Raw genomic sequence first — 20117 nt, forward strand, 5'->3', positions numbered from 1 at the left:
GGTCTCCTCGGCTCGCGCGTGCGGCGGGGTTCGTCCCGTACGGCCTGGGTTGCGCGCTCGTCCTGCGGGGACCCTCCTGCGTGTCCCCACCCCACCGCCCCGGCTCCGACAGCCCGGCCCTGTCCCCGCATGGGCCTGATGCTGCGCCCGGACCCGGCCGGTACGGGCCGCCCCGTCATGGTGCACCGTGCCCTACCCGTGCGGGGGAGGGCCTGCGGGGAGGTAAGGGTGCGGGACCGTGCGCGTACGGGTGAGGGCCGGGGCGGTGTTGTTCGCGAAGCTGGCTCGTATGGGTGGGGAGCTGCGCTGGGCGGGTGCGTCCGGGGAGTCGGCGAGTACGGGCGGACAGAGCTGAGCCGGACAGTGCTGTTCACGGCATCAGCTCGTGCGGGGATGGTCGGGCTGGGTGGTGTCGTTCACCGCATCGGCCCGTATGGGAACGGCGTGCTGGGTGGTTGTGTTGGCGGGATCGGCCTGTACGGGCGGGGGAGCCGGGCCGGGTGGTGTTGTTCGCGGCATCGACCTGTACAGGGATGGTGGGGGCTGGGTGGTGGTGTTTGCGGAGTTGGCTTGTACAGGTGGGTGGAGTCGGGGTGGTTGGGCTGTTTCGGGGATCGGGCTCGTACTGCACGCAGCGGGGACGGGGTGGGGTGTCCCCGCAGGACGAGCGCGCAACCACCCCGTACAGGACGAACCCCGCCGCACGCGCGAGCCGAGGAGATACCCCACCCCGGCACCGCGGACCGCCCGCCAGGATGACTAATGCCGGTTAGCGGGCGAAGCACCCCCGCACCGGGACTGGGCTCCGCCCGGCGCCGCCCCCGCCAGGGTGAAGCGATCCGCCTAGTGGGCGAAGCCACCCGGGACGGGGACCAGGTCCCGCCCGGCGGGCGAAACGCCTCGCGCTCGGGACATGGCCCGCTCCGCGCGACGCCCCCTCGCCCGGGGCAGGGCCCGACTCGCGCAGCGGCTCCCCGCCCCGGGGGCAGGGCCGCCCCGCGCAGCGGAGCCCCTGCCTCGGGGACAGGGCCCGACCCGTGCAGCGGAACCCCCGCCCCGTGGGCAGAGCCACCCCGCACCCCGAACCCCTGCCCCGACGGCTGGGCCGCCCCGTGCAGCGGAAGCCCCCGCCCCCGGGGGCAGGGCCCGACCCGCGCAGCGGGACCCCCGCCCCAGGGGCAGAGCCACCCCGCACCCCGAGTTCCTGCCCGGGGCCAGGACCACCCCGCGCAGCGGCCCCCCCGCCCCGGGGACAGAGCCGCCCCCCCCGCAGCGGGACCCCGTGTCGGGGTCAGGTGGCGTGGTGGGTGAGGGAGAGGAGGTCTTGGGCGGGGCCTCTGGGGCGGGTGCCCTGGGGCCAGATGGCGCGGAGGGCTCGGTTCAGGGGGGTCGTGGTCACCGGGACCTCCAGCAGGCGGCGGGAGGCCAGTTCGTCGCCCAGGGCCAGTTCCGACAGGACGCACGGCCCCGCCCCGCTCAGCGCCGCCGCCTTCACCGCCGTGGTCGAGGCCAGTTCCAGCAGCGGCGCCGCCAGGCCCCCGTACCCCGCGAGCGCCGCGTCCAGGACCTGCCGCGTCCCCGACCCCCGCTCGCGCAGGATCAGCGGCGTCGAGGCCAGTTCCCCCGCCTCCACCCCCTTCGTACGCCGCGCCCACGCGTGCCCCGGAGCCACCGCCACCACCAGCCGGTCCTGGGCGATCACCGCCGAGTCCAGCCCCTCCGGCACGGTCAGCCCCTCCACGAAGCCCAGGTCCGCCTCGTGCGCGAGCACCCGGCTCGCGACCACCGCCGAGTTCCCCGCGTGCAGCGACACCGCCGTGTCCGGCCGCTGCCCGCGCAGGGCGATCAGCCAGCCCGGCAGCAGGTACTCCGCGATCGTCATGCTCGCCGCCACCCGCAGCCGGGAGTCCCGCCGCCCCCGCAGCGCCTGCGCCCCCGCGTCGAGCGCCTCGGCCGCCTCCACCACCCGTCGCGCCCAGTCGGTGACGAGCGCCCCCTCCGCCGTGAGCGTCGACCCGCGCGGGGAGCGGTCCACCAGGGCCACCCCGAGCCGGGACTCCATCGCCCGGATCCGGCTGCTCGCGGCTGGCTGGGTGATGCCCAGCCGACGGGCGGCCCCGCTCAGGCTGCCCACCCGGGCCACCGCCAGCAGCAGCTCCAGCGCCCCGAGGTCCGGGACCCGGTACGCCAGCGGAACCCACTTCTCCTCACCCATAACATCAGTTTATGGCCTTATAGACAGATCACCTCTGCCGATCGGCCCGCCCCGCCGGGACGCTGGACCCATGGCCACCACCCTCGTGCGACCCCGCACCCTCCTCGAAGCCGCGCCCCCCGCCCACAAGGCCCCGGCGCTGCGGAACCTCGGCCCGAACTGGTACGCCTCCGTCATGGGCACCGCGATCGTCGCGGGCGCCGGCGCGAGCCTCCCGTACCAGCTCCCCGGCCAGCGCGTGGCCTGCCAGCTCGTCTGGGCGCTGTCCGCCGCCGCCCTCGCCGTCCTGCTCACCGCCCGCGCCGGGCACTGGCTGCACCACCGCGACCGGGCCCGCGCCCATCTCCTCGACCCGGCCGTCGCCCCCTTCTACGGCTGCCTCGCGATGGCCCTGCTGGCCGTCGGCAGCGGCACCCTCCTCGTCGGCAAGGACCTCATCGGGACCGGCGCCGCCGTCGCCGTGGACGCCGTGCTCTTCACCGCCGGTACCGTGACCGGCCTGGCCGCCGCCGTGGCCGTGCCCTACCTGATGGTCGTACGCCACAAGGCCGAGCCCCGCCAGGCCACCCCCGTCTGGCTGCTGCCGCTGGTCGCGCCGATGGTCTCCGCGGCGGTCGGCCCGCTGCTGATACCGCATCTGCCCGCCGGCCAGCCCCGCGAGGCCCTGCTGCTCGCCTGCTACGCCATGTTCGGGCTCAGCCTGCTGGCCACCCTGCTGATGCTGCCGCTGATCTTCGGCCGCCTGCTCGTGGGCGGGCCGCTGCCCCTGGCCCTCACCCCGACCCTGTTCCTGGTGCTCGGCCCGCTCGGCCAGTCCACCACCGCCGTCAACCAGCTCGCCGATGTCGCCCCGCAGTCGGTCGACGGCGCCTACGCGGCCGCGCTGGGCGCCTTCGCGGTGGTCTACGGGGTGCCCGTGATGGGCTTCGCCCTGCTCTGGCTGGCCCTGGCGACGGCCCTGCTGGTACGGGCGGCACGCGACGGCATGGGCTTCGCGATGACCTGGTGGGCGCTGACCTTCCCCGTCGGCACCTGCGTGACCGCCGCCGCGGGCCTCGCCCGCCACACCGGCCTCACGGCCTTCTCCTGGCTGGCCGCCGCCCTGTTCGCCGCCCTGCTCACCGCCTGGCTCGTCACGGCGACGAGGACCCTGCACGCGCTGCTGACCCGCCGCCTCCCGTAACCGGGCCCTGAGCCCCGCCGGTCTCAGGCGGTCGGTTCCTCCTCGCTGCGCGCGTGCAGGGACTTCGTCAGGAAGGAGCCCGCCACGATGAGGCCGACGCCCAGCCACCACATGTTGTCGAAGATCAGGACCGCGATGCCGACCGGTACGAGCAGGCCCGCCAGCGGGACCAGGAAGCCGGCCCAGCGGGTGGGTTCGGGGGGCTGACCCGTGGCCTCGCGGACCGCTCGGGCGCGGGCCACGTCCGGGTACCAGACGGTGAACTTCAGCGCGGCGACGATCGCCATGATCTGGATGATCCAGCCGGTCCAGATGTTGTTCGGGTTGTGCAGGACCAGATCGCCGTACGCCCCCGCCGCGGCCCCGATCAGGAAGGCGAGGCCCCATACCCCGGTGATCATGTAGTTGGTCCGAAGGAAGCCGCGGGTGTGCCAGAGCGCGGGGTCGACCTGCTCGCGGGCGTACTGGATGGTGAACGGCATCCGTACCGCCATCGAGCCGAAGGCGATCACCGCCAGGGCGATGCTCGAGAGCTCGCCCGCGTAGGTCTCCAGCCATTTCAGGGTGCCCGGACTCGCCAGCGCACCGATCACGGCGAGCGCGGTGAAGAACACCACGTCGGCCAGTTCGAGCAGTTTCCAGGAGCTGCCGCGGTTGACCAGATGGGTCAGGGCGATCAGGGAGATCACCGCGGCCAGGGCCAGCCCGACGGCCAGTTCGAACCGTCCGGGGCCGACCAGCAACGAGAAGATGATCCACGGCGCCATGCCCACGACCGGGTTGTCGAGAAACCCTGCCACGGGGCCGGTGGCCGCGCTGTGCGCCTCGGTTCTCACCCCTCCAGCCTGCACGCTGGATGCCCGGAGGGCCATTCGTGGCCGGGGGCGGCACCGGCTGAGGGCGGCACCGGCCGACGGCCGCACCGGCACCGCCCGCGGGCCCGCGCCGGGGAAAGCGCGGGGCCCGCGGCCGGCGGTCCGTCAGGCCACCGGCACCGCGCCGCGCAGCGCGGCGGCCCGGATCAGGGAGGACATCACGCGGGTGTCGGTGTCCCGCTCCGGGTGCCACTGGACGCCCAGGACCCAGCGGGCCGGATCCGGCAGCTCGATGGCCTCCACCGTGCCGTCCACGGCGCGGGCCGAGACCACCAGGCCGTCGCCCAGGCGTTCCACGGCCTGGTGGTGGTAGGTCGGGACCTGCGCCTCCTCGGGGACCAGCTCCGCGTACCGGGTGCCGGGGAGCGGGCGGACCGGGTGCCAGGACATCACCCCGGGGGTGTCCACGTGGCCGTCGATGTGCTGGATCAGCGTGCCGCCGAGGGCGACGTTCAGCGCCTGCATGCCCCGGCAGATGCCGAGCAGCGGCAGCCCGGCGTCGAGGGCCGCCGCGATCAGGGCCAGCTCCCACTGGTCGCGTACGGTCGCGGGGGCGCCCGTACGGGGGTCGCGGGCGGCGCCGTAGTGGGCCGGGTCCACGTCCGGGCCGCCCGCCACCACCAGGCCGTCCACCCGGCTCAGCACCTCCGCCGCCGCTCCGGGCTCGTCCGGCGGCAGCAGTACGGCGGCGCCGCCCGCCGCCTGGACGAGTGCGTAGTACCCGGACGGTACGACGGAAGCCGCGAGGTCCCACACCCCGTAGCGGGTGGAGTCCTCCACGTAGGTGGTGATGCCGATGAGCGGCCTGGGCACGTTCCTTACCTCCAGCGGGGCGGGGGTCGGTCGAGGACAGGGTTTCAGTCGCGGGAGAGTTCCGCCTCCGCTTCGGCGAGGGCGGCGAACTCCTCCTCGGGGGCCGAGGCCACGAGGTGGTGCCGGCTGTAGAAGGCGAAATAGGCGAGGGCGACGGCGTACACGGCCAGGGCGATGAACGCCGCGTCCTTGTCCACCAGGAAGGTGGCGACCAGGGCCGAGAGGGCGAGGGCGAAGGCCACCGAGGAGGTGAGGACGCCGCCCGGGGTGCGGTAGGGGCGCTCCAGGTGCGGCTCCCGGCGGCGCAGCACGATGTGCGAGAGGGCCATCAGGGCGTAGGAGATGGTCGCGCCGAAGACCGCGATGTTCAGCATGCGGGCGCCGTCGCCGGTGGCCGCCGCCAGGGTGAAGCCGATCGCGCCGGGGATGACCAGGCCCAGGTACGGGGCCTTGCGCCGGGAGGTCAGGGACAGGAAGCGGGGCAGGTATCCGGCGCGCGAGAGGGCGAAGAGCTGGCGCGAGCCCGCGTAGATCAGCGAGAAGAAGGAGGCGACGAGCCCGGCGAGGCCCGCGTAGTTCACGAAGCGGCTGAGCGCGGTCGGGCCGCCGTCCCCCTCCAGGGCCACGACCAGGGGGTTCCCGGCGGACTTGACGGCGTCGGCGCCCTGGGCGCCGGTGGCGGCGAAGAAGGTGATCAGTGCGAGCAGGGCGAGGACGCCCATGGAGATGGCGAGGGCCCTCGGCATGGAGCGGACCGGGTCCTTGGCCTCCTCGGCGGCCAGCGGTACGCCCTCCACCCCGAGGAAGAACCACATGCCGAAGGGGAACGCCGCCCAGATGCCCAGCAGGCCCAGCGGCAGCCAGGAGTTCGAGCCGAAGGCGTCGGCGTCCACGGGGATGTCGTTCAGCCCGGCGGCGTCGAACTCGGTGAAGGCCCCCACCGCGAAGATCAGCAGCGCGGCGACGGCGATCGCGGTCACCACCAGGCTGAACCGGAGGGCTTCCCCGACCCCCCAGAGGTGCACGCCGATGAAGATCACGAAGCAGCCGAGGTAGACCGGCCAGCCGGAGGTCAGGCCGAAGAGGCCGAGGGATTCGACGTAGTCGCCGATGAAGATGACGATCGCGGCCGGGGCCAGGATGTACTCGATCAGGATGGCCGTGCCGGTCAGGAAGCCGCCCCAGGGGCCGAGGGCGCGGCGGGCGAAGCCGTAGCCGCCGCCCGCCGTGGGCAGGATGGTGGACAGCTCCGCGAGGGAGAAGACCAGGCAGGCGTACATCGTGCCCATGAGGACGGTGGCGATGGCCAGGCCGCCGAAGCCGCCCTTGTCGAGGCCGACGTTCCAGCCGGAGAAGTCGCCGGAGACCACGTAGGCCACGCCGAGGCCGGTGAGGAGCAGCCAGCCGGCGCTGCCGCGGCGCAGGGTGCGGCGCTCCAGGTAGTCGTCCGGGCCGTCGCCGCCGGCGGGTGACGCGGGGGATGCGGGTACGGCTGCCAGCCGTGCCTCGGGTTCGTCGGCCATCGTGCGCTCCTGCCTCGGGGCAATGGTTGTGGGGCGTACCTTTGTCCGAGGGGAGCGGGGCGCGCAAGACCCTTGCGTAAAACAGAGGTTACGAAAACCTCTCGGGCACCTCCCGGAACATCCGCCCCGGCCCCCTCAGGCGAGGAAGCCGCGCAGCAGCGCCGCCGTGCCGCAGCAGTGCTCGCGCATGGTCTCCCGGGCCCCCGCCGCGTCCCCCTCCAGCACCGCTTCCACCAGCGCGCTGTGCTGCTGCTGGGAGTGCTCCAGATTGCGGACGAGCAGCGGGATGCAGTCGAGCAGGTCGTTGACGCTCGCCCGGACGGCCGCGTACTGGGCCGTCAGGGTGGCGGATCCGGCCAGCTCGCAGAGGGTGAGGTGGAAGAGGGTGTCCTGGCGGCGGTAGTCGGCGAGCGGGGCGTCATGGGTGGCCGTCAGGGCGGCGAGCAGCCGCTCGGTGCCCTCCTCCGAGAGTCCCTGGGAGGCGCACAGCCCGGCCGCGCCCACCTCCAGGACCTCGCGGAAGCGCAGGACGTCCTCGATGTCCACCCCCGCCACGCGCCGCCGCAGCTCCTCCTCGGCGCCGCCGGCCGGGGTGTCGGGGCGGGGCAGCACGAACGTTCCGCCGTAGCGCCCGCGCCGTGCCTCCACCAGGCCCTGGTCCTGGAGCACCTTGAGCACCTCGCGCAGCGTGACCCGGCTGATCCCCATCCGCTCCGCCAGCTCGCGCTCGGGCGGCAGCCGCTCCCCGCCCGGCACCAGACCCAGCCGTACCACCTGCAGGATCTGCTGCAACGCCTCCTCGAAGCCGTTGCCCGCCCGCACCTGGCGCAGTACCGGATCCAGGCGCCGGGCGGCGTCGCCCCCGCTCGTCGTCCCGGTCATCTCGGCTCCTCCCCTTCCCAAGCAATGGTTCTGTTCAATACCTTAGGGCTCCTCGGCTCACCGAAGGAGAGATTCCCGTGGTAGACCGCAAGCCCCCGCTCGCGCCCGAGGAGCTCCGCGCCCTCGTCGCCAGCGGTGAGATCGACACAGTGGTCCTGGCCTTCCCCGACATGCAGGGGCGGCTCCAGGGCAAGCGGTTCGCCGCACAGTTCTTCCTGGACGAGGTCCTGGAGCACGGCACCGAGGGCTGCAACTACCTCCTCGCCGTCGACACCGACATGAACACCGTCGACGGGTACGAGATGTCCTCCTGGGAGCGCGGCTACGGCGACTTCGCCATGCGCCCCGACCCCGCCACCCTGCGCCGCATCCCCTGGAACCCCGGCAGCGCCTTCCTCCTCGCCGACCTCGCCTGGAACGACGGCACACCCGTCGTCCCCGCGCCCCGGCAGATCCTGCGCCGCCAGCTGGAACGCCTCGCCGAGCACGGATACACCGCCATGGTCGGTACCGAGCTGGAGTTCATGGTCTTCCAGGACACCTACGAGCAGGCGTGGAACACCGGCTACCGCGGCCTGACCCCCGCCAACCAGTACAACATCGACTACTCCGTCCTCGGCACCGGCCGCATCGAGCCCCTGCTGCGCCGGATCCGCAACGAGATGCAGGCCGCGGGCCTGACCGTCGAATCCGCCAAGGGGGAGTGCAACCTCGGCCAGCACGAGATCGCCTTCCGCTACGACGAGGCGCTGACCACGTGCGACCAGCACGCCGTCTACAAGACCGGCGCCAAGGAGATCGCCTCCCAGGAGGGCGTCTCGCTCACCTTCATGGCCAAGTACGACGAGCGCGAGGGCAACTCCTGTCATATCCACCTCTCGCTCACCGACTCCGACGGGCGCAACGTGATGGCCGGAGAGGGGGAGGACCAGGAGCACGGCATGTCACCGGTGATGCGCCACTTCCTGGCCGGCCAGCTCGCCGCGCTGCGCGACTTCTCCCTTCTCTACGCCCCCAACATCAATTCGTACAAGCGTTTCCGGCCGGGATCCTTCGCCCCGACCGCCGTCGCCTGGGGTGTGGACAACCGCACCTGCGCCCTGCGCGTCGTCGGCCACGGCCGCTCCATGCGCTTCGAGAACCGCCTCCCCGGCGGCGACGTCAACCCCTACCTCGCCGTCTCCGGCCTGGTCGCGGCCGGGCTCTACGGCATCGAGAACCGGCTGGAACTCCCGCCCGTCTGCGCCGGCAACGCCTACACCGGCGAGTACGCGCACGTCCCCGCCACCCTGCGCGAGGCCGCCGAGCTCTGGGAGAACAGCGAGATCGCCAAGGCCGCCTTCGGCCCCGAGGTCGTCGCCCACTACCGCAACATGGCCCGCGTCGAACTCGACGCCTACGACTCCGCGGTGACCGACTGGGAGCTGCGCCGCTCCTTCGAACGCCTGTAGCCATCCGCGCCACCGAACCGAAACTGTGAGGCACCACGTGTCCGATGCGCTGGACCCTTCCCACCTGAGAGTGCTGAATCCGGCCACCGAGGAACTCGTCGCCGTCGTCCCGGCCGCCACACGGGACGACGTCGACGCCGCCGTCACCCGCGCCGCCGCGGCCCAGGAGCGCTGGGCCGCGGCCGCCCCCGCCGACCGGGCCCGGCTGCTGCGCCGCTTCGCCGCCGTCGTCGACGCGCACACCGAGGAACTGGCCCTGCTGGAGGTCCGCGAGGCCGGCCACACCCTCGGCAACGCCCGCTGGGAGGCCGGCAACGTCCGCGACCTGCTCGACTTCGCCGCCGGGGGAGTGGAACGGCTCTCCGGGCGCCAGATCCCCGTCGCCGGCGGCATCGACGTCACCTTCCTCGAACCCCTCGGCGTCATCGGCGTGATCGCCCCCTGGAACTTCCCCATGCCGATCGCCGCCTGGGGCCTCGCCCCGGCCCTCGCCGCCGGCAACGCCGTCCTCCTCAAGCCCGCCGAGACCACCCCGCTCACCGCGCTGCGCCTCGCCGAACTCGCCCTCGAAGCCGGGCTCCCCGAGCACCTCTTCCAGGTGCTCCCCGGTCACGGCGACACCGCGGGCGACGCCCTCGTCGAGCACCCCGGCGTGGCGAAGATCGTCTTCACCGGCTCCACCCGCGTCGGCAAGCAGATCATGGCGAAGTGCGCGGACCGGGTGAAGCGGGTCACCCTCGAACTCGGCGGCAAGAGCCCGAACATCGTCTTCGCCGACGCGGACCTGGAGGCCGCCGCGGCCGCCGCCCCCATGTCCTTCCTCGACAACACCGGCCAGGACTGCTGCGCCCGTACCCGCATCCTCGTCCAGCGCTCCGCCTACGACCGCTTCCTGGAGCTCGTCGCCCCCGGCATCGCCGCCGTCACCGTCGGCGACCCCCTCGACGAGAAGACCCAGATGGGGCCGCTGATCTCACGGGCCCAGCTGGAACGCGTACGGTCCTTCGTCACCGACGACCTCACCGCCGTCCGCGGCAGCGCCCCCGAGGGCCCCGGCTTCTGGTACCCGCCCACCCTCGTCACCGGCGCCGGCCCCACCGCGCCCGTCGCCACCGAGGAGATCTTCGGCCCCGTCGCCGTCGTCCTGCCCTTCGAGGACGAGGAGGACGCCGTACGCCTGGCCAACGCCACCGAGTACGGACTGTCCGGGTCCCTGTGGACCCGCGACATCGGCCGCGCGCTGCGCGTCTCGCGCGCCGTCGCCGCCGGCAACCTCTCCGTCAACTCCCACAGCAGCGTCCGCTACTGGACCCCCTTCGGCGGATACAAGCAGTCCGGCCTCGGCCGGGAGCTCGGCCCCGACGCCCTCACCGCTTTCACCGAGACCAAGAACGTCTTCATCAGCACGGAGGCATGAACCGACATGACCGACACCACCGGCACCACCGCCCCCGCCGACCGCACCGACGAGATCGTCTGCCGCCGCCTCGTCGGCCGCACCGCCGTCATCACCGGAGCCGGCAGCGGCATCGGCCTCGCCACCGCCCGCCGCCTCGCCTCCGAGGGAGCCAACGTCGTCTGCGGCGACATCGACGAGACCGCCGGCAAGGCCGCCGCCGAGGAGGTCGGCGGCACCTTCGTCAAGGTCGACGTCACCAGCCCCGAGGACGTCGAAGCCCTCTTCCGCACCGCCTTCGACACCTACGGCTCCGTCGACATCGCCTTCAACAACGCGGGCATCTCACCCCCGGACGACGACTCCATCCTCACCACCGGCCTGGAGGCGTGGAAGCGCGTCCAGGACGTCAACCTCACCTCCGTCTACCTGTGCTGCAAGGCCGCCCTGCCCTACATGCAGCGCCAGGGCCGCGGCTCCATCATCAACACCGCCTCCTTCGTGGCCATCATGGGCGCCGCCACCTCGCAGATCTCCTACACCGCCTCCAAGGGCGGCGTCCTCGCCATGTCCCGCGAGCTCGGCGTGCAGTTCGCCCGCGAGGGCATCCGCGTCAACGCCCTGTGCCCGGGGCCCGTCAACACCCCGCTGCTCCAGGAGCTGTTCGCCAAGGACCCCGAGCGCGCCGCCCGCCGGCTCGTGCACATCCCGCTGGGCCGGTTCGCCGAGCCCACCGAGATCGCCGCCGCCGTCGCCTTCCTGGCCAGCGACGACTCCTCCTTCATCAACGCCACCGACTTCCTCGTCGACGGCGGCATCTCCGGCGCCTACGTCACCCCGCTCTAGCGGCACCCGGCCGGGCGTCCCAGGACGCCCGGCCGCGGCCCGTCAGAGGAAGGTGCGCCCCTCACCGCGATAGGTCGGGACGGTGGCCGTGACCCGCTCGCCCTCCACCAGGTGCAGGACGTCGAACCGCTCGCACAGCTCACCCGCCTTGGCATGCCGGAACCACACCCGGTCCCCGATCAGCAGATCGTCCGCCGGGCTCCCCAGCAGCGGGGTCTGCACCTCACCCGCCCCCTCCTGCGGGTCGTAGCGCAGCCCCTGCGGCAGATACGGCTCCGGAAGCCGGTCCGCGCCCGCCGCGCCCGAGGCCGGATAGCCGCCGCCGAGCACCGTCACCACCCCCACCCCCGGCCGGCGCACCACCGGCTGCGCGAACAGCGCCGCCGGACGGCCGCGGAACGAGGTGTAGTTGTCGAACAGCCGCGGTACGTACAGCCCCGACCCGGCGGCGATCTCCGTCACCGCCTCCTCCGCCGCCGTCCCCTGCACACTGCCGGTCCCGCCGCCGTTGACGAACTCCAGGTCCGGTACGACCTCCCGCACCGCCCGCACCACCGCCGCCCGCCGCGCCGCCAGCTCCCTGCGGGCCGCGCCCTGCATCAGCCGGATCGCCCGCGACCGCAGCGGGCGCCCCGCCAGCCGGTCCCCGACCCCCGCGACATGGCCCTCGTACGCCATCAGCCCCACCACCCGGAACCCGGGCCGGGCCGCGACCGTACGGGCCAGAGCGGCCAGTTGCTCCGGCTCGCGCAGCGGGGAGCGCCGCGCCCCCACCCGCACCCGGCCGCCCAGCAGACGCAGGGCCGTGTCCAGCTCCAGGCAGACCCGGATCTCCTCGGCGCCGCCCTCCCGCGCCGCGTCGATCAGCTCCAGCTGCGCCGGGTCGTCCACCATCACCGTGACCGCGCCGGCCAGCTTCGCGTCACCCGCCAGCTCCGCGAACCCGGCCCGGTCGGCCGACGGATACGCGAGCAGCACGTCCTCGAAACCGGAGCGGGCCAGCCACAGCGACTCGGCGAGCGTGTACGACATGATCCCGGCGAACCCGGGCCGGGCCAGCACCCGTTCGAGCAGGGCGCGGCACCGGACCGACTTGCTGGCGACCCGCACCGGCTTCCCGCCGGCCCGGCGCACCAGATCCTCGGCATTGGCGTCGAAGGCGCCGAGATCCACGACGGCCAGCGGAGCGTCCAGATGCGCGGTCGCCCGGTCGTACCGGGCGCGGTCGGCGGCGGGGGAGTTCATGGGCGGCAGCTTGCCAGAGGTCCGTACCGGTGGGTAGGGGTCCGCGGCCCGCCCTCCGCCTCCCCGCGCCCCCGCCGCCCGGCCGGGCCGCCGCCGGGAACCCCGTAGAGTACGGACAGGCAGCCGTACGGAACGGGGGGCGGAGCCGCCGGATGACCACGACGACACCGCGGACCACGATCCCCGGCGAGCCCGACCCCTGGCTCCCGCCGCCCCCGGCCGCCCCCGCACCCCCGCGCCGCCACCCCGGGCGGGTCCTCGCCGCCTCCCTCTGCCTGCTGCTCGGCGGCGGCCTCCTCGGCGGAGCCGCCGTCTCCACCTGGGCCGAACACCGCGCCGCACAGCGCCCGTTGCCCGCCGACGCCGCCTACCGCAAGGCCGGCTCGCTCTGGCGCTCCGCCCCCGTGGACAGCCTCCTGCCGCCCGTGCTCAGCGGCGCCGCGACCGGCCCCGGCGGAGCCGACCGCACCTGGACCCGCCTCTCCGTCGCCCCCGACGCCGACTGCCCGGCCGCCCTCGCCGCCGACTGGCAGGCACTGCTGGCCCCGGCCGGCTGCACCCGCGTCCTGCGCGCCACCTACACCGACGCCACCCGCAGCTCCCTGATCGCCGTCGGCATGGTCTTCACCCCCGCCGACGCCCCCACGCTGGGCGCCCTCCGCGGCCGCCTCACCGCCCCGCCCGCCTACGGCTTCGCCGACGGCCGGCGCGCCGCCTGGGCCGCCTCCGTCAGCGAGGAGGCCCCCGTCGTCGTCTACGCCGTCTCCGCCTTCGCCGACGGCCGCCCCGTGGACGCGCCCCGGCCCGCCGAGGAGCTGGTCAAGAAGGAGGCCACCGGCGCGGCCGCCCAGGCCGGCCTCGGCCACGAGGCCCAGGCCGTCGCCGCCCGCCTCGACGACGGCCTCGCCGCCCTCGCCCTGCCGCCGCCCGCCACCCCCGCCCCGGAGCCCGCCCGATGACCGCCGAAGCCCGCGGACCCGTGGGCCGTCCCGTACGCCGGACCCGCGCGCGGGGCGCCGCTGCCCTGGCCGCCGCCGCGCTGCTGGTGCCCGTGGCCGCCTCCCCGGCCGCCGCCGACACCGTCCGCGACCGCCAGTGGGGGCTGCTCGCCCTGCGCGCCGAGGAGGCGTGGGGCACCACCCGCGGCGACGGCGTGACCGTAGCCGTCCTCGACACCGGGGTCGACGACTCCCACCCCGACCTCGCCGGGCAGGTCCTCGCGGGCAACGACCTCATCGGCACGGGCGCCGGCCGCGGGGACCGCACCTGGGCCCGCCACGGCACCGCCATGGCCAGCATCATCGCCGGACACGGCCACGGCCCCAGCCGCTCCCAGGGCGTCCTCGGCATCGCGCCGCAGGCCCGGATCCTGCCGGTCCGCGTGATCCTCGAAGAGGGCGACCCGGGCCGGGCCAAGGCCCGCGAGAACAAGGGCGGCGCCCTGGCCGAGGGCATCCGCTGGGCCGCCGACCACGGGGCCGACGTCATCAACCTGTCCCTCGGCGACGACAGCGACTCCGCGCACCACGAGGCCGGCGAGGACGAGGCCGTGCAGTACGCCCTGGCCAAGGGCGTGGTCGTGGTGGCCTCCGCCGGGAACGGCGGCGAATCCGGCGACCGCGTCTCCTACCCGGCGGCCTATCCGGGGGTCATCGCCGTCACGGCCGTGGACCGCCGCGGTAAGAAGGCCAAGTTCTCCACCCGCAACTGGTACGCCACCGTCAGCGCCCCCGGCGTCGACGTGGTCATCGCGGACCCCGACCGCTCCTACTACGAGGGCTGGGGCACCAGCGCGGCCGCGGCCTTCGTCTCCGGCGCCGTGGCCCTCGTCCGGGCGGCCCACCCGGGCCTCTCCCCGGCGCAGATCAAGAAGCTGCTGGAGGACACCGCCACCGACTCCCCGGCCGGTGGCCGCGACGACGCCCGCGGCCACGGCACGGTGGACCCGGTCGCCGCCCTCCAGAGCGCCGACGCCCTGCGCCCGGAGCCCGCGGTGCCCGCGCCGGTCGCGGCCGGCCGTACGTACTTCGGGCCCGGCCCGGAGCCGGTCCGCCCCGCCGGGCACGGCTCCCGGCCGGTCGCCGCGGCGGCAGCGGCCGCGGGGGCGGTGCTCCTCGTGCTGGCCGGCGTACTGGCCCGGCGCCCGCGGCGGGGGACCCGGGACGGGGACACGCTCGCGGCCGAGTAGGGTCGGGTAACTGTGGCGAACATGGCGAACATGGCGAACAAGAACATTCCCGACCCGGGCTTCTCCGACGACGACGGCTCCGCCGACCCCGGGCTGACCGAGGCCCTGGCGGCCTGGGCCGCCGACCGGAGCGCCGAGCCGCGCGTGCTGGCCGCGCTCAAGGGCGCCCGGCTGCTGGTGCCCGTCGTCGCCGTGCTCGGTGAGGTCGAGACCGACCCGGAGACCGGCCTCCGGCGCGAGAAGACCAGCGACATGGCCGTCCCGACCCTGCGCGCGGGCGACCGGCGGGCCCTGCCCGCCTTCACCTCCATCGCCTCGCTCGCGCTCTGGGACCCGGCCGCCCGCCCGGTGGCGGTGCCGCTGCACCAGGCCCTCGCGGCCGCCGCGCACGAGAAGGCCGACACCGTGGTGATCGACCTCGCCGGGCCCGTCACCTACCAGCTGACCGGCCCCGCGCTGCTCGCCCTCGCCGAGGGCCGCACCGACGCCGACCCGCTGGCCGATCCGGCCGTACGGGAGGCCGTACGGGCTGCCGTGGCGGCGGAGCCCGCCGTGCTGCGGGCCCACCTCGGGCCGGGCGGGGCCGAGGCCGACGGCACCCTCGCGATCGTGCTGGCCCCGGACGCCCCGGCCCAGGCGGCGGCCCGGCGGGTCGCGGAGACCCTGGCCGCGGACCCCACCCTGCGGGCCCGGCTGGTGCGCGGGCTGAACCTGGCGCTGCTGCCGGCGGAGGGGCCCGTACCGCCCGGCGAGCCGCTGTTCACGCGCTGAGGGGCGCGGAGCACCCGGAGAGCGGAGAACCCGGAGGACAGAGAGAGGCGGGTCACACGGAGGACATCCGTGTGACCCGCCTCTCCTGCGGTGCGGGGACCAGGCTGTGCGGGGATCAGGCGAAGACGGGGCCCGTGAACTTCTCGCCCGGACCCTGGCCCGGCTCGTCCGGGACGACCGACGCCTCGCGGAAGGCGAGCTGGAGGGACTTGAGGCCGTCGCGCAGCGGGGCGGCGTGGAAGGAGCTGACCTCGGTGGCGCTCGCGGTGACCAGGCCGGCGAGGGCCGTGATCAGCTTGCGGGCCTCGTCCAGGTCCTTGTGCTCGGAGTCCGGCTTGTCCAGGCCCAGGTTGACCGCCGCGGCGCTCAGCAGGTGCACGGCCACCGTGGTGATGACCTCGACGGCGGGCACGTCCGCGATGTCGCGGGTCATGGCGTCGTAGTCGGGGGCGCCGTCGGCGGCGGTTTCGGTGGAGGGGGTCGCGTCAGTCATACGCCCCACGATATGCCGTGCGGCGGGCTTGCATCGCGGGTGCTAGTATGAAGCACGACCGGCCGGATACTCGCGTGTCCGGCCCACAAGTGGAGGCTCCGTTCTCCCACCCGACCACCCTCCGGGGCGGCGGGTCACCGGTCAGGCGGCATCCATCGTTCCGTACGGACGATGGAAAGCCGCCCGATGTTGCGCCCCGCGTCCCGCATGCGGCGGTGTTCCGGTTGTTTTGGAGCCCCTGCCTGTGCCCGGCGGGGCTTTTTTCATTCTCCCGCTGTGGTCGGTCCGACGGACATACACGTCAGCGGCTGTCTGCCAGGCAGTCGTGGGTGCAACCGAGGAGGATCCATCAGCACCGAGCCCCGCATCAACGACCGGATTCGCGTTCCCGAGGTACGGCTTGTCGGTCCCAGCGGTGAGCAGGTCGGCATCGTGCCGCTTGCCAAGGCGCTTGAGCTCGCGCAGGAGTACGACCTCGACCTGGTCGAGGTCGCGGCCTCCGCACGCCCGCCGGTCTGCAAGCTCATGGACTACGGCAAGTTCAAGTACGAGTCGGCCATGAAGGCCCGTGAGGCGCGCAAGAACCAGGCGCACACGGTCATCAAGGAAATGAAGCTCCGGCCGAAGATCGACCCGCACGACTATGACACCAAGAAGGGTCACGTCGTCCGGTTCCTCAAGCAGGGCGACAAGGTCAAGATCACGATCATGTTCCGCGGTCGTGAGCAGTCCCGGCCGGAACTCGGCTACCGGCTGCTGCAGCGTCTCGCCTCGGACGTCGAGGAGCTCGGCTTCATCGAGTCGAACCCGAAGCAGGACGGCCGGAACATGATCATGGTTCTCGGTCCGCACAAGAAGAAGACCGAGGCCATGGCCGAGGCCCGCGAGGCGCAGGCCGCCCGCAAGGCGGAGCGCCAGGGTGTTGCCACGGCAGGCGACGAGGCTCCCGCGGAGGAGACCGCGCCGGCCGAGGACGCCACCGAGGCCGCCCCCGAGGTCGCCTCCGCCGAGGCCGACGGGCCGAACGACGAGGCATGATCCGGGACATCCGTCCCTGATCACCCACACAACTGACGCTCCCGTGAGCCGGTCCGAGACTGGGCCGGTGGGAGCGCCACCGACGAGGAGATAACGGCGCCATGCCGAAGAACAAGACGCACAGCGGTACCAAGAAGCGCTTCAAGGTCACCGGCTCCGGCAAGGTGCTCCGCGAGCGCGCCGGCAAGCGCCACCTGCTCGAGCACAAGTCGTCCCGCCTGACCCGTCGCCTCACCGGCAACGCGGAGATGGCTCCCGGCGACGCCGCGAAGATCAAGAAGCTTCTCGGCATCTGACGTCCTCCGCTCCCGGTGCAGGGAGCGGATCCACGTTCAGACCGGGACCCCATCGAATTTCGGGCCGTGTGAGGACTTCCACGGCCCCGCTACAAGGAGTTAAAAAGTGGCACGCGTCAAGCGGGCAGTAAACGCCCACAAGAAGCGCCGGGCGATCCTCGAGGCGGCCTCCGGCTACCGCGGTCAGCGTTCGCGCCTGTACCGCAAGGCCAAGGAGCAGGTCACCCACTCGCTGGTCTACAACTTCAACGACCGCAAGAAGCGCAAGGGCGACTTCCGTCAGCTGTGGATCCAGCGCATCAACGCCGCTGCCCGCCAGAACGGCATGACCTACAACCGCCTCATCCAGGGTCTCAAGGCCGCCAACATCGAGGTGGACCGCAAGATCCTCGCCGAGCTGGCCGTCAACGACGCCAACGCGTTCGCCGCGCTGGTCGAGGTCGCGCAGAAGGCCCTCCCGGCCGACGTCAACGCCCCCAAGGCCGCTGCCTAAGGGCTAGCCGGCCCGCTCACGCGGCCGGCCCCCACGGACCCGCAGGCATTCGCCTGCGGGTCCGTGTGCTTTGCCCCCCTCCGTGTGCTTCGGCCCTCCGCGTGCTTCGGCACCGCTCCCCGCACCTCGCCCCGCTCCACGCCCGCCCGCGCCGGCCGCGCCCCGCGCGCTCCGGAACCCCGAGAGAGAACCGCGAAGACCATGGCTACCCCCGCCGAGCTGATCTCCCCCCGATCCCCGCGGGTGGCCGCCGCCAGGCGACTGGCGCGGCGCAACTTCCGCACCAAGGAGCGCCGGTTCATCGCCGAGGGCCCGCAGGCGGTCCGCGAGGCCGTCGAGCACCGCGGTGCCGCGGGGGCGTCCACGCTGATCGAGCTGTTCGCCACCGTCGAGGCGGCCGAGCGCTACGCCGGCATCGTCGAGGCCGCGCGCGAGGCGGGCGCCCGCGTGCACTACGCCTCCGACGAGGTGCTGGCCGAGGTCTCCCAGACCGTCACCCCGCAGGGGCTGGTCGGCGTCTGCCACTTCCTGGACTCGCCCTTCGCGGACATCCTCAAGGCCGGGCCCAAGCTCGTCGCCGTCCTCGCGCACGTCCGCGACCCCGGCAACGCCGGTACGGTGCTGCGCTGCGCCGACGCCGCGGGCGCGGACGCCGTAGTGCTGACGGACGCCTCCGTGGACCTGTACAACCCCAAGTCCGTACGGGCCTCCGTCGGCTCCCTCTTCCACCTCCCGGTCGCGGTCGGCGTCCCGGTGGAGGATGCCGTGCAGGGGCTGCGCGCGGCGGGCGTACGGATCCTGGCGGCGGACGGCGCCGGTGAGGACGACCTCGACGCCGAGCTGGACGCGGGCACCATGGGCGGGCCCTCCGCCTGGGTCTTCGGGAACGAGGCGTGGGGTCTGCCCGAGGAGACCCGGGCCCTCGCGGACGCCGTGGTGCGGGTCCCGATCCACGGAAAGGCGGAGAGCCTGAACCTCGCGACGGCCGCCGCCGTGTGTCTCTACGCGTCCGCCCGTGCACAGCGGGCGCCCGGAGGGTGCCGCTCCGTGACCCCCAGCTAGTAATGTGGCGGCCCGGGGGCCCACTGCGCTACTCGGAGATGTGGGGTACGGGGACATGACCGTGGGTACGAACAGCTCGCCCGGGGCCGCCGGAGCGGCCGAGGAGCGGTTCCGGGGCGCCCCCGAGGCCGCCGCGGCCGCCGACGGACTGAGCGGCGTACCGCCCCAGGCCGTGGACTCGGGCCGGGCCTCCGGCGCCCGCGCGCGGCGGGCCGCGCCGGTGCCCGCGGACGCCCCCGCCGAGGGGATCTCCCCCGGCCCGCTCGGGGTGGACCCCGACTGCCTGCCCGACGGGCTCGTCGTCGCCGACGACCGCGGCCGGGTGATCTGCTTCAACTCCGCCGCCGCACGGATCACCGCCCTGGCGCCGGACCGGGCCCTCGGCGCCCCCATCGAGAGCGCGCTCCCGCTGGAGGACCTGGAGGGCCGCCGCTGGTGGGCGCTGACCGACCCGTACGGCGGCCTCGCCACCCGGCGCGGACAGCCCGAGCGGAACCTGCTGCTCCCGGGGGGCCGCGAGGTGCTGGTCTCCGCGAGCTACGTCCGTACCCACCCCACCGGCCCGGTGCGCCGCCTCGTGGTCACCCTGCGCGGCACCGAGGCGCGTCGGCGCACCGAGCGCAGCCACGCCGAGCTGATCGCCACGGTCGCCCACGAGCTGCGCTCGCCGCTGACCTCCGTCAAGGGGTTCACCGCCACCCTGCTCGCCAAGTGGGAACGCTTCACCGACGACCAGAAGCGGCTGATGCTGGAGACGGTCGACGCCGACGCCAACCGCGTCACCCGCCTGATCGCGGAACTGCTCGACATCTCCCGCATCGACTCGGGGCGGCTGGAGGTGCGCCGCCAGCCGGTGGACATCGCCACCGCCGTCGGCCGCCACGTCCAGGCCCTCACCGCGAACGGGCAGGCCCCCGAGCGCTTCCTCGTCAGCGTCACCCGGCCGCTCCCCGATCTGTGGGCCGATCCGGACAAGATCGACCAGATCCTCGGCAACCTCCTCGAAAATGCGGTGCGCCACGGCGACGGAACGGTCACCATCGGGGTATCGCCGCACGAGAAGGGAACCGCCGTCACCGTGAGCGACGAAGGCCCCGGGATCCCCGACGAATCGATGGCGCGCGTCTTCACCCGCTTCTGGCGGGGGAGCAAGCGCGGCGGCACCGGCCTGGGCCTGTACATCGTCAAGGGCATCGTGGAGGCCCACGGCGGGACGATCACCGTCGGCCGCGGCCCCGGCGGCGGCGCCGAGTTCCGATTTATCCTGCCCGTGAGCGCCCCGGCGTACCTCACGCAGTAGTCCTGCGGAGCGTCCCGGCGGGCGGCCCACGGGCTTCCTCACCCCCC

19 protein-coding genes are annotated in these 20117 nt (G+C 74.0%); 12 read left to right on the top strand and 7 right to left on the bottom strand.

Annotated features, from left to right (window positions below):
* Positions 1 to 1291: 1291 nt before the first annotated feature.
* Complete coding sequence (locus ABZ873_RS05610; protein WP_360865633.1) at positions 1292 to 2215, bottom strand: LysR family transcriptional regulator; 924 nt, start codon at positions 2213 to 2215, stop codon at positions 1292 to 1294.
* A 70-nt stretch (positions 2216 to 2285) separates the two neighbouring features.
* Here ABZ873_RS05610 and ABZ873_RS05615 point away from each other — a divergent pair, with 70 nt between their 5' ends.
* Complete coding sequence (locus ABZ873_RS05615; RefSeq protein WP_360865636.1) at positions 2286 to 3398, top strand: TDT family transporter; 1113 nt, start codon at positions 2286 to 2288, stop codon at positions 3396 to 3398.
* 23 nt (positions 3399 to 3421) lie between these two features.
* Here ABZ873_RS05615 and ABZ873_RS05620 read toward each other — a convergent pair whose 3' ends face one another.
* The 4 genes from ABZ873_RS05620 to ABZ873_RS05635 all read right to left on the bottom strand — a co-directional run bounded on the left by ABZ873_RS05620 (position 3422) and on the right by ABZ873_RS05635 (position 7491).
* The gene (locus ABZ873_RS05620; RefSeq protein ID WP_360865638.1) at positions 3422 to 4234 is read right to left on the bottom strand and encodes a hypothetical protein; all 813 of its coding nucleotides are present in this window, start codon (positions 4232 to 4234) and stop codon (positions 3422 to 3424) included.
* A gap of 144 nt (positions 4235 to 4378) precedes the next feature.
* Positions 4379 to 5086: a gamma-glutamyl-gamma-aminobutyrate hydrolase family protein gene (locus tag ABZ873_RS05625; RefSeq protein ID WP_360865641.1), complete on the bottom strand. Its 708-nt coding sequence runs from the start codon at positions 5084 to 5086 to the stop codon at positions 4379 to 4381.
* Between the two features lie 44 nt (positions 5087 to 5130).
* Positions 5131 to 6609 (bottom strand): ethanolamine permease, encoded by a 1479-nt coding sequence (gene eat / locus ABZ873_RS05630; RefSeq protein WP_360865644.1) that lies wholly within the window; start codon positions 6607 to 6609, stop codon positions 5131 to 5133.
* A 135-nt stretch (positions 6610 to 6744) separates the two neighbouring features.
* Positions 6745 to 7491, bottom strand: coding sequence for an FCD domain-containing protein (locus tag ABZ873_RS05635; RefSeq protein ID WP_360865647.1), 747 nt, complete (start codon positions 7489 to 7491; stop codon positions 6745 to 6747).
* 77 nt (positions 7492 to 7568) lie between these two features.
* On the opposite strand from ABZ873_RS05635, the gene ABZ873_RS05640 reads away from it, so the two are divergent.
* The 3 genes from ABZ873_RS05640 to ABZ873_RS05650 are packed head-to-tail and all read left to right on the top strand — an operon-like array spanning position 7569 to position 11184.
* Positions 7569 to 8942, top strand: a complete 1374-nt coding sequence (locus ABZ873_RS05640) for a glutamine synthetase family protein (protein WP_360865649.1) — start codon at positions 7569 to 7571, stop codon at positions 8940 to 8942.
* A 37-nt stretch (positions 8943 to 8979) separates the two neighbouring features.
* A complete protein-coding gene (locus tag ABZ873_RS05645) occupies positions 8980 to 10359 on the top strand; it encodes an aldehyde dehydrogenase family protein (protein ID WP_360865653.1) in 1380 nt (459 codons plus the stop codon).
* Between the two features lie 6 nt (positions 10360 to 10365).
* Entirely contained in the window at positions 10366 to 11184 is an 819-nt protein-coding gene (locus ABZ873_RS05650) for a 3-oxoacyl-ACP reductase (protein ID WP_360865656.1), read from the top strand.
* A 42-nt stretch (positions 11185 to 11226) separates the two neighbouring features.
* Here ABZ873_RS05650 and ABZ873_RS05655 read toward each other — a convergent pair whose 3' ends face one another.
* Positions 11227 to 12429: an amino acid deaminase/aldolase gene (locus ABZ873_RS05655; RefSeq protein WP_360865658.1), complete on the bottom strand. Its 1203-nt coding sequence runs from the start codon at positions 12427 to 12429 to the stop codon at positions 11227 to 11229.
* Between the two features lie 152 nt (positions 12430 to 12581).
* On the opposite strand from ABZ873_RS05655, the gene ABZ873_RS05660 reads away from it, so the two are divergent.
* From ABZ873_RS05660 to ABZ873_RS05670, 3 genes are read left to right on the top strand one after another with little or no spacing between them, the layout of a single operon-like run.
* Positions 12582 to 13388: a hypothetical protein gene (locus ABZ873_RS05660; RefSeq protein ID WP_360865661.1), complete on the top strand. Its 807-nt coding sequence runs from the start codon at positions 12582 to 12584 to the stop codon at positions 13386 to 13388.
* Complete coding sequence (gene mycP, locus ABZ873_RS05665) at positions 13385 to 14617, top strand: type VII secretion-associated serine protease mycosin (protein ID WP_360865664.1); 1233 nt, start codon at positions 13385 to 13387, stop codon at positions 14615 to 14617. Before ABZ873_RS05660 ends, mycP begins: the two co-directional genes overlap by 4 nt.
* A 30-nt stretch (positions 14618 to 14647) precedes the next feature.
* Positions 14648 to 15388 (top strand): SseB family protein, encoded by a 741-nt coding sequence (locus tag ABZ873_RS05670; protein WP_360865667.1) that lies wholly within the window; start codon positions 14648 to 14650, stop codon positions 15386 to 15388.
* A 115-nt stretch (positions 15389 to 15503) separates the two neighbouring features.
* On the opposite strand, the gene ABZ873_RS05675 is transcribed toward ABZ873_RS05670, so the two are convergent.
* Positions 15504 to 15881, bottom strand: a complete 378-nt coding sequence (locus ABZ873_RS05675; protein ID WP_360865670.1) for a DUF1844 domain-containing protein — start codon at positions 15879 to 15881, stop codon at positions 15504 to 15506.
* 312 nt (positions 15882 to 16193) lie between these two features.
* On the opposite strand from ABZ873_RS05675, the gene infC reads away from it, so the two are divergent.
* The 5 genes from infC to ABZ873_RS05700 all read left to right on the top strand — a co-directional run bounded on the left by infC (position 16194) and on the right by ABZ873_RS05700 (position 20070).
* Positions 16194 to 16919, top strand: coding sequence for a translation initiation factor IF-3 (gene infC, locus ABZ873_RS05680; RefSeq protein WP_360866161.1), 726 nt, complete (start codon positions 16194 to 16196; stop codon positions 16917 to 16919).
* Positions 16920 to 17020: 101 nt separating this feature from the next.
* On the top strand, positions 17021 to 17215 hold the full coding sequence (gene rpmI, locus ABZ873_RS05685; RefSeq protein ID WP_030770466.1) for a 50S ribosomal protein L35: 195 nt from the start codon (positions 17021 to 17023) through the stop codon (positions 17213 to 17215).
* Between the two features lie 106 nt (positions 17216 to 17321).
* On the top strand, positions 17322 to 17708 hold the full coding sequence (gene rplT, locus ABZ873_RS05690) for a 50S ribosomal protein L20 (protein ID WP_007263143.1): 387 nt from the start codon (positions 17322 to 17324) through the stop codon (positions 17706 to 17708).
* A 201-nt stretch (positions 17709 to 17909) separates the two neighbouring features.
* Positions 17910 to 18770, top strand: coding sequence for an RNA methyltransferase (locus tag ABZ873_RS05695; RefSeq protein WP_360865674.1), 861 nt, complete (start codon positions 17910 to 17912; stop codon positions 18768 to 18770).
* 55 nt (positions 18771 to 18825) lie between these two features.
* A complete protein-coding gene (locus ABZ873_RS05700; protein WP_360865677.1) occupies positions 18826 to 20070 on the top strand; it encodes a PAS domain-containing sensor histidine kinase in 1245 nt (414 codons plus the stop codon).
* Positions 20071 to 20117: the final 47 nt, after the last annotated feature.

Origin of the sequence: Streptomyces sp. NPDC047014, assembly GCF_040644195.1 — a bacterium.
Taxonomy (GTDB): domain Bacteria; phylum Actinomycetota; class Actinomycetes; order Streptomycetales; family Streptomycetaceae; genus Streptomyces.

What these genes read in the sequence shown, in the direction of transcription:
- ABZ873_RS05660 (WP_360865661.1), top strand. Translation starts at nt 12,582, where the DNA reads ATGACCACGACGACACCGCGGACCACGATCCCCGGCGAGCCCGACCCC.
- ABZ873_RS05615 (WP_360865636.1), top strand. Translation starts at nt 2,286, where the DNA reads ATGGCCACCACCCTCGTGCGACCCCGCACCCTCCTCGAAGCCGCGCCC.
- ABZ873_RS05655 (WP_360865658.1), bottom strand. Translation starts at nt 12,429, where the DNA reads ATGAACTCCCCCGCCGCCGACCGCGCCCGGTACGACCGGGCGACCGCG.
- ABZ873_RS05635 (WP_360865647.1), bottom strand. Translation starts at nt 7,491, where the DNA reads ATGACCGGGACGACGAGCGGGGGCGACGCCGCCCGGCGCCTGGATCCG.
- rpmI (WP_030770466.1), top strand. Translation starts at nt 17,021, where the DNA reads ATGCCGAAGAACAAGACGCACAGCGGTACCAAGAAGCGCTTCAAGGTC.
- mycP (WP_360865664.1), top strand. Translation starts at nt 13,385, where the DNA reads ATGACCGCCGAAGCCCGCGGACCCGTGGGCCGTCCCGTACGCCGGACC.
- ABZ873_RS05610 (WP_360865633.1), bottom strand. Translation starts at nt 2,215, where the DNA reads ATGGGTGAGGAGAAGTGGGTTCCGCTGGCGTACCGGGTCCCGGACCTC.
- ABZ873_RS05670 (WP_360865667.1), top strand. Translation starts at nt 14,648, where the DNA reads ATGGCGAACAAGAACATTCCCGACCCGGGCTTCTCCGACGACGACGGC.
- ABZ873_RS05695 (WP_360865674.1), top strand. Translation starts at nt 17,910, where the DNA reads ATGGCTACCCCCGCCGAGCTGATCTCCCCCCGATCCCCGCGGGTGGCC.
- ABZ873_RS05675 (WP_360865670.1), bottom strand. Translation starts at nt 15,881, where the DNA reads ATGACTGACGCGACCCCCTCCACCGAAACCGCCGCCGACGGCGCCCCC.
- ABZ873_RS05650 (WP_360865656.1), top strand. Translation starts at nt 10,366, where the DNA reads ATGACCGACACCACCGGCACCACCGCCCCCGCCGACCGCACCGACGAG.
- ABZ873_RS05700 (WP_360865677.1), top strand. Translation starts at nt 18,826, where the DNA reads ATGACCGTGGGTACGAACAGCTCGCCCGGGGCCGCCGGAGCGGCCGAG.
- eat (WP_360865644.1), bottom strand. Translation starts at nt 6,609, where the DNA reads ATGGCCGACGAACCCGAGGCACGGCTGGCAGCCGTACCCGCATCCCCC.